Consider the following 14221-nt stretch of genomic DNA (forward strand, 5'->3'; position numbering starts at 1 on the left):
CAATAGTCAGGGCTAAGTCAGTCAGGAATGAAAAACAGTGACAGGCTTTGACTAACGAGATTGTCGAAAAAGTCAAAACATCAATGGGGTAGCTAGTTTAATCACAACTGAAGAAAATTAGCATTGAGGCTGAACCCAACGCTAATTTTCCCTCTCTCCTCGGCTATGAAAAAAACGCCCCGTATTATCGGTATAGCTATCCTTATGATCGTCATTTTAATCTTATGTGAGTTCGTTGAAATCGTGTCATGGCAACAGATAACATCATCCTACGTAAAAAAAGAGGTGATGGAAGCGTGAGCATTTATAAGTCAAGTGCAGCAAATACTGAATGATTTGTCCGAAATAATGACGACTATGACCTCTTATTTAAAGTTGAGAATATCCTTATCTGTTACTTTAGGTTACGTTCAGATCAGGTAGGGAAAATATGTTTAATATTACTAATATACAACCTACGGCAAGGCATCAAAGTATTAGCAATGAGGCATCAACAGAGGTGCCTTTAAAAGAAGAGATATGGAATAAAATAAGTGCCTTTTTCTCTTCAGAACATCAGGTTGAAGCACAAAGCTGCATCGCTTATCTTTGTCATCCACCTGAAACCGCCTCGCCAGAAGAGATCAAAAGCAAGTTTGAATGTTTAAGGACGTTAGCTTTCCCGGCGTATGCGGATAATATTCAGTATAGTAGAGGAGGGGCAGACCAATACTGTATTTTGAGTGAAAATAGTCAGGAAATTCTGTCTATAGTTTTTAATACAGAGGGCTATACCGTTGAGGGAGGGGGAAAGTCAGTCACCTATACCCGTGTGACAGAAAGCGAGCAGGCGAGTAGCGCTTCTGGCTCCAAAGATGCTGTGAATTATGAGTTAAACTGGTCTGAGTGGGTAAAAGCGGCGCCAGCGGAAGAGGCAGCAAATCGTGAAAAAGCCGTACAACGGATGCGTGACTGCCTGAAAAATAATAAGACGGAACTCCGTCTGAAAATATTAGGACTTACCACTATACCCGCCTGTATTCCTGAGCAGATAACTACTCTGATACTCGATAACAATGAACTGAAAAGTTTGCCGGAAAATTTACAGGGAAATATACAGATCCTGTATGCCAGAAGTAATCAGCTAACCAGTATCCCTGCCTCGTTACCAGATACCATACAGAAAATGGAGCTGAGCATTAACCGTATTACTGAATTACCGGAACGTTTGCCTTCAGCGCTTCAATCGCTGGATCTTTTCCATAATAAAATTAGTTGCTTACCTGAAAATCTACCTGAGGAACTTCGGTACCTGAGCGTTTATGATAACCGCATAAGGACATTGCCAGAACATCTTCCGTCAGGGATTATCCGTTTGAATGTGCAGAGTAATTCGTTAACCGCTCTGCCTGAAACATTGCCGCCGGGCCTGAAGAATCTGGAGGCCGGCGAAAATGCCTTAACCAGTCTGCCCGCATCGTTACCACCAGAATTACAGTTCCTGGATGTAAGTAAAAATCAGATTACTGTTCTGCCTGAAACACTACCTCCCACGATAACAACGCTGGACGTTTCCCGTAACGCATTGAGTAATCTTCCGGAAAACCTCCCGGCAGCATTACAAATAATGCAGGCCTCTCGCAATCGCCTGGTCCGTCTCCCGGAGTCGTTACCCCATTTTCGTGGTGAAGGACCTCGACCTACAAGAATAATCGTAGAACATAATCCTTTTTCAGAACGAACAATACAGAATATGCAGCGGCTAATGTCCTCTGCGGGTTATCAGGGACCCGAGGTATTTTTCGCCATGGGCGACTTTTCAACTGTTCGGGTAACTCGACCACTGCATCAAGCTGTCCGGTGGTGGCTAACCAATCTTGAGGAGGAAGACATCAACCAATGGCGGGCATTTGAGGCAGAGGCAAACGCGGCGGCTTTCAGCGGATTCCTGGACTATCTTGGTGATACGCAGAATACCCGACACCCGGATTTTAAGGCACAAGTCTCCGCCTGGCTAATGCGCCTGGCTGATGATAGCACACTAAGAGAAACCGCATTTATTATAGCTATGGATGCAACGATAAGCTGTGAAGATCGGGTCACACTGACATACCACCAAATGCAGGAAGCGACGTTGGTTCATGATGCTGAAAGAGGCGCCTTTGATAGCCACTTAGCGGAACTGATTATGGCGGGGCGTGAAATCTTTCGGCTGGAGCAAATAGAATCGCTCGCCAGAGAAAAGGTAAAACGGCTGTTTTTTATTGACGAAATCGAAGTATATCTGGGTTTTCAGAATCAGTTACGAGAGTCGCTGTCGCTGACAACAATGACCCAGGATATGCGATTTTATAACGTTTCGGGTATCACTGAGTCTGACCTGGACGAGGCGGAAATAAGGATAAAAATTGCTGAAAATAGGGATTTTCACAAATGGTTTGCGCTGTGGGGGCCGTGGCATAAAGTGCTGGAGCGTATAGCGCCAGAAGAGTGGCGTGAAATGATGGCCAAAAGGGCTGAGTGTATTGAAACGGATGAGTATCAGAGCCGGGTCAATGCTGAACTGGAAGCGTTAAGAATAGCAGACGACTCTGACGCAGAGCGTGCTATTGGGAAAAAAATAATGGAAGAAATTAATCAGTCACTCTGTACTGAGCTCATGGAGAATATATTGCTGAAAAAAGAGGTGAGCTCGCTCATGAGCGCCTACTGGCGGTAGCTGAACGCAGTTTATCGGAAGGGGGAGAGAGCCTGTTTACCCTTCGGTGTAAACAGGCTTCTGATAAGCGCAGCGTCGTCGGTAAACGGGCTTAACCCAACGCCTGTAGCGCTTTTTCCAGCGCATTATGTAATAACTGACGATCGTGGCGATAGGGGATATCGCTGGCCTCCAGCACTTCCTGAATCACCAGCCGATCGTTCACCGCACTGACGTCAACTCGCGGCCCAACCACTACTGCGTCAATGACTTTTTTGCCAATATATTGCTCCATCATCGCCAGCTTATCGACCAGCGTTAAACTGGCGGCGGGCAGACTCAGTTCGCGACCCAGATTGCCGATATACACCATTGGCGCTGGGGTGCGCCGCAGCGCCTGCGCCAGTTCATCCAGCAGCAGGCAAGGCATCAGGCTGGTATAAAAACTGCCAGGGCCAATCAGAATCAGATCCGCGTCATTAATGGCCTGTACCGCTTCCCGCGTCGCCGGAACGTTTGGCGTTAACATGATCTCCTGCGGCGGCGTCGCTAACTGATCGATATTCACCTCGCCATAAATCTCATGCCCCTGATCGTCAATCGCCATCAGATCTACCGGTAGCTCCGACATCGGGATCAGCTGCGCGTCCACTTTAAGCAGATTACGAATTAAATTAATCGCTTCCAGAGGCCGCACGCTCAGGTGATCTAACGCCTTTAACATCAAATTTCCGAGGTTATGACCAGAAAGTTCGCCATTACCGCCAAAACGGTACTCAAACATAGCGGATGCGACGCTGGGTTCGGTAATTAACTGATTCAGACAGTTGCGCATATCGCCCCAGGCGATCCCGCCTTCCGAGCGGCGAATACGGCCAGTTGACCCCCCGTTATCTGTGGTAGTCACAATGCCGGTCAGGCGCGAACCTAATGAAGAAAGCGAGGAGAGGACGCGTCCTAATCCATGCCCTCCGCCGAGGGCAACGACACGATCAAGGTCAGCCAGCGTACGATTGCGCATAAAAATTCCTGAAGTCAAATAAGCAGCGCTACAGTAGCGCAAGTCGCGGGTTTTCAGCAATTAGCCGACCGGCTAAAAGACAATTAATTATTCCCGACTACCCCTTTATAGCGAGGGCGTTACCACGGCTAAATGATATATATCAATGTAAAAGTGTGATTTTCACGTATTCTGTCGCTAAATAGCACGATCATATCGCTATGTATATGTTTATATAGCGAAAGCGTGATGGCGAAATTGTCATTTACACGCTAGTATCGGCGTAACCACAGTAAACACTCTAGCCTCTGCACCTGGGTCATTTTTGATACGGTGCTTTGGCCGTGACAACGTTTAACGTTTGCCACCAGGGCGCAGGAAGAAATGACTCCGCCTCCCGTATTTGGAAAGGTGTACATGGCTTCACAACTTACCGATGCTTTCGCGCGTAAGTTTTACTACTTGCGTTTGTCGATTACCGATGTGTGTAACTTTCGTTGCACCTACTGCCTGCCGGATGGCTACAAACCTGGCGGCGTCACTAACAACGGTTTCCTTACCGTCGATGAAATTCGTCGCGTTACGCGCGCTTTTGCCAGTCTTGGCACGGAGAAGGTGCGTCTTACCGGCGGCGAGCCTTCATTACGCCGCGATTTTACCGACATCATTGCCGCCGTGGGTGAAAATGATGCTATTCGCCAGATCGCGGTGACCACTAACGGTTATCGACTGGCGCGCGATGCCGCGAACTGGCGCGAAGCGGGGCTGACGGGCGTCAATGTTAGCGTGGATAGTCTGGATGCGCGTCAGTTCCATGCGATTACCGGTCAGGACAAATTCCGCCAGGTGATGGCGGGCATCGATGCCGCCTTTGACGCCGGTTTCGAAAAGGTGAAAGTCAACACCGTGCTGATGCGCGACGTGAATCACCATCAGTTGGATACCTTCCTTGCCTGGATTCAGCCTCGCCCCATTCAGCTACGCTTCATTGAACTTATGGAGACGGGCGAGGGGAGCGATCTCTTCCGCAAACATCATATTTCGGGTCAGGTATTACGCGACGAGCTGATTAAGCGCGGCTGGATCCACCAGCTCCGCCAGCGCAGCGATGGCCCGGCGCAGGTTTTTTGTCATCCCGATTACGCCGGTGAGATTGGTCTCATTATGCCGTACGAAAAAGATTTCTGCGCCACCTGTAACCGCCTGCGTGTTTCGTCCGTCGGGAAGCTGCATTTATGTCTGTTTGGCGACGGCGGCGTGAGTTTACGCGACCTGTTACAGGATGATGCGCAGCAATACGCGCTTGAGGAACGTATTTCCGACGCGTTGCGGGAGAAAAAGCAGACCCATTTCCTTCACCAGAGCAATACTGGTATTACGCAAAATTTATCTTACATTGGCGGTTAATCCTTAATAAGGAGATTTCAGATGAGTCAGGTCAGCGCTGAATTTATCCCGACCCGCATCGCTATTCTTACTGTTTCCAGCAGACGCGGCGAAGAAGACGACACCTCCGGTCATTATCTGCGTGATTCGGCGCAGGAGGCCGGGCATGAAGTGGTGGCGAAAGCCATCGTTAAAGAGAACCGTTACGCGATTCGCGCCCAGGTTTCCGCCTGGATCGCCAGTGATGAGGTGCAGGTCGTATTGATAACTGGCGGGACCGGTTTGACCGAAGGCGATCAGGCGCCGGAAGCGCTGTTGCCGCTGTTCGATCGTGAAGTGGAAGGATTTGGCGAAGTGTTTCGCATGCTCTCGTTTGAAGAGATCGGCACCGCAACTCTGCAGTCGCGCGCGGTAGCTGGCGTGGCGAATAACACCTTGATTTTCGCCATGCCGGGCTCCACAAAAGCGTGCAGAACCGCATGGGAGAATATCATTGCGCCGCAGCTGGATGCCCGTACACGCCCATGTAATTTTCACCCTCATTTAAAGAAATAACGATGTCGCAATTAACCCATATAAACGCCGCAGGCGAAGCGCACATGGTGGACGTTTCCGCGAAAGCGGAAACCGTTCGTGAAGCGCGTGCGGAAGCATTCGTTACCATGCGTAGTGAAACGCTGGCGATGATTGTTGATGGCAAACACCACAAGGGCGATGTTTTCGCCACCGCCCGAATTGCCGGTATTCAGGCCGCCAAACGCACCTGGGAGCTGATCCCGCTGTGTCACCCGCTACTGCTAAGTAAAGTGGAGATTCAGCTGCAGGCCGAGCCGGAGCATAACCGCGTGCGTATTGAGTCTCTGTGCCGTCTGACCGGTAAAACCGGCGTCGAAATGGAAGCGTTAACCGCGGCGTCCGTCGCGGCGTTAACCATCTACGACATGTGCAAAGCGGTACAAAAAGATATGGTAATTGGTCCGGTGCGCCTGCTGGCGAAAAGCGGCGGCAAATCGGGGGATTTTAAGGTGGATGCGCATGATTAAGGTGCTTTTCTTCGCCCAGCTTCGCGAGCTTACAGGAACTGATGCGCTGGATCTTCCAGCAGATTTTTCCACCGTTGAGTCGCTGCGACAGCATCTGGCGACAAAGAGCGATCGTTGGGCGCTGGCGCTGGAAGACGGCAAGCTGTTGGCGGCGGTCAACCAGACGCTGGTAAGTTTTGACCATCCGCTGACGGCGGGCGATGAAGTGGCGTTTTTCCCGCCAGTCACGGGGGGCTAACATGCACGAAACGCGAATTGTAGTCGGCCCCGCGCCGTTTAGCGTCGGGGAGGAATATTCCTGGCTGGCGGCGCGCGACGAAGACGGCGCGGTCGTCACCTTTACCGGAAAAGTGCGCAATCATAACCTGGGCGATAGCGTTAAGGCGCTGACGCTGGAGCATTATCCCGGCATGACTGAGAAAGCTCTGGCGGAGATCGTCGCGAAGGCGCGTTCCCGCTGGCCGCTGGGGCGGGTCACGGTGATTCATCGCGTTGGCGAATTATGGCCGGGCGATGAGATTGTGTTTGTCGGCGTCACCAGCGCGCACCGCAGTAGCGCGTTCGACGCCGGTCAGTTCATTATGGATTATCTGAAAACCCGTGCGCCGTTCTGGAAGCGTGAAGCCACGCCGGAAGGCGATCGCTGGGTCGAAGCGCGCGACAGCGACCAGCAGTTGGCGAAACGTTGGTAGCAGAATGTGATACGCTTTAGGGTATCATTTCCACACAGGAGTTCATCATGGACAGATTTCCACGATCTGATTCAATAGTGCAGGCGCGGTCCGGCCTGCAGACCTATATGGCGCAAGTGTATGGCTGGATGACGGTCGGACTGTTACTGACCGCGTTTATCGCGTGGTATGCGGCTAATACGCCAGCCGTCATGATGTTTGTCTTTTCCAGTAAGATCACCTTCTTTGGCTTAATTATTGCCCAGCTTGCGCTGGTGTTTGTTCTGTCGGGACTGGTGCATAAACTTAGCGCCGGAATGGCGACCACGCTGTTTATGCTCTATTCGGCGCTAACCGGATTGACGTTATCCAGTATTTTTATCGTTTACACCTACTCCTCTATCGCCAGCACGTTTGTGGTGACGGGGGGAATGTTTGGCGCCATGAGCCTGTACGGGTACACCACTAAACGCGATCTTAGCGGTTTCGGCAACATGCTGTTTATGGCGCTTATTGGTATCGTTCTGGCGTCGCTGGTCAATTTCTGGCTGAAGAGTGAAGCGCTGATGTGGGCGGTAACCTATATCGGGGTGGTGGTGTTTGTCGGTCTGACCGCCTATGACACGCAGAAACTGAAAAATATCGGCGAGCAAATAGATACCCGCGATAGCGCTAATCTGCGTAAATATTCGATTCTCGGCGCGTTAACGCTGTACCTGGACTTTATCAACCTGTTCCTGATGTTACTGCGTATTTTTGGTAATCGCCGCTAATTATAGCTATCTCTTAAAATCCTGGCCCTGCGCCAGGATTTTTTTAGGACTATATTTAGGGCGAAACAGCATAAATATCTTAGAAATGTTTTCCTGCGCTTGCCATTCTTATCACCGTGATCATGTGAAGAGTGATAAATGACAAGTGGGACCTCTGGCTGCAATACGTATACGGCAAATAGCATTTATTCCCGCGACAATGTTATCCCTTACCTATTGGTATACTGCGTTGGGACTATGGTGTACCGCCGGCATTATATGGTTAACGTTGTATACTCATTTTTTGATAACTCACGTTCAACCTGTTGTTGTTTTGTGGATATCAGCACTTTTGCTTGGCCTGGGGTATGGGACCGTTACCTGTCTTTCCCGCTTTGGCACTGTTGTCGCAACGTTGATATATATTGCCATCATTACGCTTACCGGCGTGTCATTAGCTTACCTTTTCTCAGGTGGCGCGACCATTTTCGTGATTGTTGGAATCATGTTTAGTCTTAATGCCTTATTTATTTTCTACCTGAATATCAGTTCTGGTCTATTCAGGCCGTTAATTTTTATGGCGGTAAGCGGGATCATCGCTGCGATAGTTGTCAATAGCCTGGTGGCCAGTAGCACTCTGGTCTGGATAGTCAGTGTGCTGACGGTATTGGTGTGGACATTGATTACAGCACTAGAAAAATCGACACTTCATGGTTATGCCCGCATGTTATACCACAGCGAGTTTTCATCCCTGTCTCGTTGCGCTTTACTTGGCGCGCTGACGCTTTACCTTGGCATTATTAATGCTGTGGTTACGCTGTGTCGTTATATCATTTTGATGATTCTGGAAATACTATTATCTTTCAGGTCGTAGGCGTTGCAGGTTTTTTATTCAGGTTGGTGATGATGGGTATAATGAGTAAATTATGTGGCAAACAATTTTGGTTAGCGTTTTGTGAAGCTAAAGACGTCACTCGCGCCATTAAAAATGGCGGCGAGGATTTTAATAAGAAATGCCCGCCAGCGCTGATTTCTCATTTCATTACCGGATTGTCATGGGAACATTCATTACCCAATCCTGCGCCTGTTTGCGCGTTTAGTTTTATGCTTCTTGTGGGAGGTGTGTGTAGTGCGCATTTTGTTTTTGATAAGTTTATCCTGTATTGGCCACTAAATATAATTATTTATTTTGGCAGTGCTATAGGTATGATGCTATGTGTTATGGCTGAGGTATGGCTTATTGCCAAAGGTTTTATCCTGGGGTTGCGCCTCTGCGTTTTACTGTTTTTATTAAATATTATGCTCTGTGGTACTGGATTATTTGACGTGTTGTGCAATCAAAATAGCGAACTAAAGAGTGATCTGGTTATCGCGATTATTATGGTTGTGCTTTGCCGCTGGGTGATGAATGGCGAAACGTTTACGATGATGATTCGTTTCTGCCTGGGGCGTCGATTAGTGCGAGTCGCATTACAAAAATATCTCACCTCACAGACAAGGAAATGATAAGCCCATGAACCTGATGACGTGGCTAACAGGAAAAACACTGGCGGAGCTGGTGAAAAAAGGGCAGCTGATCCCGCCAGAGATTAAGTTACCTGTGTATCCGGCCAGCCACTACAAAAAAAACTGGTATGAACAAGGTATTCCTCACGGAGGCGTTATTGGGCTTACGGCGATCATGATGACCATGACATGGATCGTCAGTATAAACATGGTTATTGCGCAGTTTGAGCTGCACAATAAAAAGCATCTGGAGCTGGTCTTCTTCCTGGCCGTGGGCTATATCGCTTTTCTTACCCCGTCAAATCAGCTCCTGCTTAAAGGAAGAATGAGCGGGGTCATTATTTACCGCTATGCGCTATTGTTGGCCATTATTTCCGTTACGTTGGCAACGTTCTGTACCCTGTCATCAGTATTCATGGGCGAGTTTCACGAAGTGCTCCTGCTGCTATTTAGCTGGTCATTGCTGCTTTTTTCCCGCTTACAGATGAATACGTCTTTTTTCTCAGCATATGTTTATTTTTACCGGATAAAACGCGTTGTGCTGGAAAGCGAAAACGCGTCTGCTTAAATTTATTTCGCCATCGCCCGCTCGTTTTTCGCCCGCAGCTTCTTCGCCCGGCTCTCCAGGATCAGGTAGCACACCAGCGCCAGCAACAGGGGAATAAAATAGTAAAGCACGCGGTACGCGAGCAGGGCGGCGATAATCGTGCCTTGCGACGTATGTTCGCCCGCCAGCAACGCAAGGAATACGGCCTCCAGCACGCCGATGCCTGCCGGAATATGCACGATGACGCCCGCGATACTGCTCACCAGCAGTACGCCCAGCACAAAGAAATAGTTCACATCCTGACCCATCAGCAGCCAGATAATGGCGCCCATCGCCATCCAGTTCGCGCTGGAGATCGCCATCTGCGCCAGCGCGAATTTCCATGACGGCAGCACCAGCTTCTGCCCTTTAATCGTCATATGCCGCCGCTTCGCAAAGGCGCAAAACCACAGATAGACCGCGATAATCAACAATAAAACGATACCGAGAATACGTAGCGTGCCTTCATCGATATACCAGTGGTCGGGAAGCTGGACAATGCCGAAGGTAAAAATGATGCCGCCAAGCAGAATATAGCCCAGCCAGTTAGTGGTAATGCTGAGTGAGAAAATACGCGTGATAGTACTGCCGGGCAACCCGAGGCGAGAGTATAGTCGGTAACGCATCCCGATTCCGCCGACCCAGGTGCTGAGCGTCAGGTTAAAGGCATAGCAGACGAACGATACCAACATCACCTGTCGCTTCGCCAGTTTATGGCCGCAATAAAGCCGTCCAAGCAGGTCGTAGCAGCCGTACAGAAGATAGCTAACGATCACCAGTCCCACAGCGCTTAAAAGCGCCGTGCGGTTATAGTCGCGGATGACGGTCCAGACATCGCCCCAGTCGACCTTTTTAGCATAAACCACCAGCAGAACGACGACCGCAATAAAAAACAGCCAGGTCAGCACTTTTTTAGCCAGCCGCCAGCGCGGATGCGATTTAGCCATTAGGGCTTCACTCCTGTATTTTCTGGATCAACGCGATCCTGGGTTTCCATTTCTGGCTGGGCAGGCGGGGGAACCTGCGCCAGATGCGGGGTATGCGCAGGTAGCCAGCCGACCAGCGCCGGGAAATGACGTAAAAAGTGGAACGCCAGCACGCTTTTGGTCAGGTTCCACCAGGTGCGTTTCGGCAACATAGACTCATCGACCTGCTTACAATCGTTCACGATGATGCCTTGTAAATTATCGCGCAGGGTCTGGTTAAAGGTACGATCGTGAATGATCAGGTTAGCTTCAAGGTTAAGCGACAGGCTGAGCGGATCGAGATTACTCGACCCTACCGTGGCCCAGTGATCGTCCATCAGCGCCACCTTGCCATGCAGCGGACGGCGTCGGTATTCATAAACCTGCACGCCGCCCTTCACCAGATAGTTATAGAGCAACCGCGCGCCGACTTTGACTATCGGCATGTCTGGTTCCCCCTGGACAATCAGTTTTACGCTCACGCCACGGCGGGCGGCTTTACGCATTGCGTGGAGCAAGCGATAGCCGGGGAAAAAATAGGCGTTAGCGATAATCACTTCACGCTTTGCCTGGGTCAGCATTTTCAGATAATGACGTTCGATATCGTCGCGGTGCTCTTCATTATCTCGCCAGACAAACAGCGCCTGCGCTTCGCCGGGGTGACGGTTTTCTTCGGCCTGGTGATGGCGCTTCCACCAGCGGCGCGCAGGGCTTTGCCCCGGCAGATTCTCGACTTCGAATTGCAGGATATCGGCCACTACAGGCCCTTCGACCCGTACCGCGTAGTCTTGTTTCGCCTGCGGGCCGTAATCCGACATATGTTCGGCGGAGTAGTTAATGCCGCCGACAAAGGCAATACGATCATCAATCACCACAATTTTGCGGTGCATTCGGCGGAAGATATTAGTTCGCAACCCCAGTAGACGCGGGCGGGGGTCGTAATAGCGAAAAATCACGCCCGCCGAGGTTAATTCGCCGACAAACGCGTCGCTGAGATCGGGAGAGCCGTAGCCGTCGAGTAATACTTCGGCTTTTACGCCGCGCTGTGCGGCTTTTAGCAGAGCGGCATGGAGTTTTTTACCCACCTCATCTTCAAACAAGATAAAGGTTTCCAGAATGATTTTTTGCTGTGCCTGAGCGATAGCCTCAAACACGGCAGGATAGAACTGGTCGCCGTTTTCCAGTAGCTGAATTTGATTACCTTCACGCCAGCCGCATTTCATAGATGGATCTCCGCGCTAAGGGGGGCATGGTCTGATAAATGTCGCCAGTTCCGCAGCGGTAGCGCCGTAGGAGAACTGGCGTTCGCATTCTTGACGTAAATACGATCGAGTCGCAGCAGCGGCATACTCACCGGGAATGTGCGCGCCGGTCGGCCATGGGCACGGGTGAATATCTCCTCCAGCCCGGCCGCGTTTAATGGCGGGCCGGCCTTTTGCCGCCAGTCATTAAAGTCTCCGGCCACCAGCACCGGTTCTGATTCCGGCAAGGCATTCACCCATCCCGCCAGCATGGTTAACTGCGCCTGGCGGTGGCTCTCCCGCAGGCCGAGATGTACGCACATGACGTGGATAGGGCGGTTGAGCATGGGCGGCGTAATGCGGCAATAGAGCACGCCGCGTTTTTCGCTACCGCCGACCGAGACGTCGCGATTTTCATAATGTTCAATGGGATAGCGAGAAAGAACCGCGTTACCGTGGTGGCCTTCCGGATAGACCGCATTGCGGCCATAGGCGAAATCGCTCCACATGGTGTCGGCCAAAAATTCATAGTGGGTAGTGTCCGGCCAGTTTTCGATATGCAGCGGATGTACTTCATGCGCGCCCATCACTTCTTGCAGACAGACGATATCGGCACCGACCGTTCTGACGGCGTCGCGCAGCTCCGGCAGGATGAAGCGTTTATTAAAGGCGGTAAAACCTTTGTGCGTATTAATTGTGAGCACTTTGAATGAAAAATTTCGCGTGTGTTGAGTCATTTTCTTCCTGTCCGCGTCACTATCCTGATTGAAATAGTGTAGTCGTCGTCACAAAAAGATGCGGTCTTACGGAATTTTCCGTAAAGTTCGGTACTCTGAATAATGAGAGAAAAATGCTTCAGGAGAAAAGCCATGAAGTGGCAACAACGCGTTCGTGTCGCAACCGGCCTCGGTTGTTGGCAGATTATGTTGCATTTACTGGTAGTGGCGATGCTGGTAATAGGCTGGATGAGCGGCACATTAGTGCGCGTCGGCCTGGGATTATGCGTGCTTTATGGCGTGACGGTACTGCTGATGCTGGCGTTGCAGCGCCATCATGAGCAACGCTGGCGCGATGTGGCGGATGTGCTGGAAGAGCTGACTACCACCTGGTACTTCGGCACCGCGCTGATTGTCCTCTGGCTGCTATCCCGCGTATTGCAAAACAATGTCTTACTGGCGCTGGCGGGGCTGGCTATCCTGGCCGGGCCCGCCGTGGTCTCGCTACTGGCGAAAGATAAAAAGCTACATCACTTTGCGTCTAAACATCGCATACGCCGCTGAACCCGTGGTGGCCGCTATCACCAGTAGCGGCCACAAACTTCCCCAGACAATCCCCAGACTCGCATCCTTAAGATAAATTTGCTTGGTAATATCAGTAAAGTGGCGGATAGGGTTTATCCACGTCAGGTTTTGCAGCCAGACCGGCATGTTTTCCACCGGCGAGACATAACCCGAGAGCAAAATCGCCGGCATCATAAAGACAAAGACGCCGATAAACGCCTGCTGTTGCGTGGCGCAAAGCGATGATATCAGCAAGCCAAAGCCTACCAGCGACAGCCCGTAAATCACCATCGTGAAATAAAACAGCGCTAATGAACCGGCGAAGGGAATTTGGTATGCCCAAATGCCGATAGCCAGCACGATCGTGGCCTGGAAGGTCGCGACAATCAGCGCCGGCACCGCTTTACCAACGAAAATCTGCCAGGTGGTGAGCGGAGAGACCAGCAGCTGATCCAGAGTGCCTTGTTCTCGCTCGCGGGCGACGGACAGCGAAGTGACGATCATCACGCCAATAGTGGTGATCATGGCGATCAGCGAGGGCACCACAAACCACTTGTAGTCCAGATTCGGGTTATACCAGTTGCGTACCACCAGTTCGCTATTGTTGGGCTTTGGCTTGCCGTCCATCAATGTCTGCTGATACTCCTTGACGATCTGTTGCAGATAATTGGCGGCGATTTGCGCGCTGTTGGAGTTACGTCCATCAAGAATGAGTTGCATCGGCGCAGGCTGGAAGGTATCCAGATTCCGCGAGAAATCCGCCGGGAAGCGCACCAGCAGCAGCGCTTTTTGCGTATCGATAGTCGGCTGGATCTCCTGCGGACTGTTCAGCAATAGCACATGGGTAAACGCTTTCGCGCGGGCAAAGCGCTGGGTAAGTTCTACCGAATGTTTGCCGTTATCTTCGTTATAGATGGCGATAGTCGCGTTAGTGACTTCAAGCGTCGCGGCGAACGGAAACAGGATGACCTGAATCAGCACCGGCAGAATCAGGATCGCGCGCGTTTGCGGTTCGCGTAAAAGCGATTGCAGTTCTTTGCGAATTAACGTCCATAAACGATGAAACATGTCCGTCCTCTCAGTCCAGTTTGTAGGCCTGATAAGCAAAGCGCAT

General features: G+C 50.8%; 16 protein-coding genes, 1 pseudogene and 1 riboswitch. Of the genes and pseudogenes, 12 read left to right on the forward strand and 5 right to left on the reverse strand.

What is annotated here, in order from left to right; translation table 11 throughout:
• Positions 1-248: 248 nt before the first annotated feature.
• Positions 249-423 (forward strand): annotated as a pseudogene (locus EOS97_RS27235) (hypothetical protein).
• Between the two features lie 7 nt (positions 424-430).
• Positions 431-2698: an SPI-1 type III secretion system effector E3 ubiquitin transferase SlrP gene (gene slrP, locus EOS97_RS17640; protein ID WP_023165979.1), complete on the forward strand. Its 2268-nt coding sequence runs from the start codon at positions 431-433 to the stop codon at positions 2696-2698.
• Positions 2699-2789: 91 nt separating this feature from the next.
• Here the strand turns inward: slrP and yvcK are convergent, their stop codons facing one another.
• Positions 2790-3698 carry a uridine diphosphate-N-acetylglucosamine-binding protein YvcK gene (gene yvcK / locus EOS97_RS17645; protein WP_001246033.1) on the reverse strand — a complete coding sequence of 303 codons (909 nt, stop codon included), beginning with the start codon at positions 3696-3698 and terminating at the stop codon, positions 2790-2792.
• A 264-nt stretch (positions 3699-3962) separates the two neighbouring features.
• A riboswitch (molybdenum cofactor riboswitch) is annotated at positions 3963-4107 on the forward strand.
• On the opposite strand from yvcK, the gene moaA reads away from it, so the two are divergent.
• From moaA to EOS97_RS17690, 9 genes are all read left to right on the forward strand, one after another.
• The gene (moaA, locus tag EOS97_RS17650; RefSeq protein WP_000168180.1) at positions 4095-5084 is read left to right on the forward strand and encodes a GTP 3',8-cyclase MoaA; all 990 of its coding nucleotides are present in this window, start codon (positions 4095-4097) and stop codon (positions 5082-5084) included. Its footprint overlaps the riboswitch before it by 13 nt.
• A 21-nt stretch (positions 5085-5105) precedes the next feature.
• The gene (moaB, locus tag EOS97_RS17655; protein WP_000084604.1) at positions 5106-5618 is read left to right on the forward strand and encodes a molybdenum cofactor biosynthesis protein B; all 513 of its coding nucleotides are present in this window, start codon (positions 5106-5108) and stop codon (positions 5616-5618) included.
• A gap of 2 nt (positions 5619-5620) precedes the next feature.
• Entirely contained in the window at positions 5621-6106 is a 486-nt protein-coding gene (moaC, locus tag EOS97_RS17660) for a cyclic pyranopterin monophosphate synthase MoaC (RefSeq protein ID WP_000080894.1), read from the forward strand.
• The gene (gene moaD / locus EOS97_RS17665) at positions 6099-6344 is read left to right on the forward strand and encodes a molybdopterin synthase sulfur carrier subunit (RefSeq protein WP_000598585.1); all 246 of its coding nucleotides are present in this window, start codon (positions 6099-6101) and stop codon (positions 6342-6344) included. Before moaC ends, moaD begins: the two co-directional genes overlap by 8 nt.
• A gap of 1 nt (position 6345) precedes the next feature.
• Entirely contained in the window at positions 6346-6798 is a 453-nt protein-coding gene (gene moaE / locus EOS97_RS17670) for a molybdopterin synthase catalytic subunit MoaE (protein WP_000545202.1), read from the forward strand.
• A 47-nt stretch (positions 6799-6845) separates the two neighbouring features.
• A complete protein-coding gene (locus EOS97_RS17675; protein ID WP_000373611.1) occupies positions 6846-7550 on the forward strand; it encodes a Bax inhibitor-1/YccA family protein in 705 nt (234 codons plus the stop codon).
• Positions 7551-7695: 145 nt separating this feature from the next.
• Positions 7696-8403 (forward strand): Bax inhibitor-1 family protein, encoded by a 708-nt coding sequence (locus EOS97_RS17680; protein WP_000529066.1) that lies wholly within the window; start codon positions 7696-7698, stop codon positions 8401-8403.
• Between the two features lie 23 nt (positions 8404-8426).
• A complete protein-coding gene (locus tag EOS97_RS17685; protein WP_077906195.1) occupies positions 8427-9035 on the forward strand; it encodes a hypothetical protein in 609 nt (202 codons plus the stop codon).
• A 7-nt stretch (positions 9036-9042) separates the two neighbouring features.
• Positions 9043-9603, forward strand: a complete 561-nt coding sequence (locus EOS97_RS17690) for a hypothetical protein (protein WP_001052196.1) — start codon at positions 9043-9045, stop codon at positions 9601-9603.
• 2 nt (positions 9604-9605) lie between these two features.
• On the opposite strand, the gene EOS97_RS17695 is transcribed toward EOS97_RS17690, so the two are convergent.
• The 3 genes from EOS97_RS17695 to EOS97_RS17705 are packed head-to-tail and all read right to left on the reverse strand — an operon-like array spanning position 9606 to position 12564.
• Complete coding sequence (locus tag EOS97_RS17695) at positions 9606-10568, reverse strand: YbhN family protein (protein WP_001129817.1); 963 nt, start codon at positions 10566-10568, stop codon at positions 9606-9608.
• Positions 10568-11809, reverse strand: coding sequence for a cardiolipin synthase ClsB (clsB, locus tag EOS97_RS17700; RefSeq protein WP_000649639.1), 1242 nt, complete (start codon positions 11807-11809; stop codon positions 10568-10570). Before clsB ends, EOS97_RS17695 begins: the two co-directional genes overlap by 1 nt.
• The gene (locus tag EOS97_RS17705; RefSeq protein WP_000192039.1) at positions 11806-12564 is read right to left on the reverse strand and encodes an endonuclease/exonuclease/phosphatase family protein; all 759 of its coding nucleotides are present in this window, start codon (positions 12562-12564) and stop codon (positions 11806-11808) included. The genes clsB and EOS97_RS17705 overlap by 4 nt, the downstream gene beginning before the upstream one ends.
• A 132-nt stretch (positions 12565-12696) precedes the next feature.
• Here EOS97_RS17705 and EOS97_RS17710 point away from each other — a divergent pair, with 132 nt between their 5' ends.
• Positions 12697-13107 carry a YbhQ family protein gene (locus EOS97_RS17710; protein WP_000871970.1) on the forward strand — a complete coding sequence of 137 codons (411 nt, stop codon included), beginning with the start codon at positions 12697-12699 and terminating at the stop codon, positions 13105-13107.
• Here EOS97_RS17710 and EOS97_RS17715 read toward each other — a convergent pair.
• Positions 13069-14175, reverse strand: a complete 1107-nt coding sequence (locus EOS97_RS17715; RefSeq protein ID WP_000469050.1) for an ABC transporter permease — start codon at positions 14173-14175, stop codon at positions 13069-13071. The genes EOS97_RS17710 and EOS97_RS17715 overlap by 39 nt on opposite strands.
• Between the last annotated feature and the right edge of the window lie 46 nt (positions 14176-14221).

This window comes from Salmonella sp. SSDFZ54 (assembly GCF_004010735.1).
GTDB classification, from domain to species: Bacteria; Pseudomonadota; Gammaproteobacteria; order Enterobacterales; family Enterobacteriaceae; genus Salmonella; species Salmonella enterica.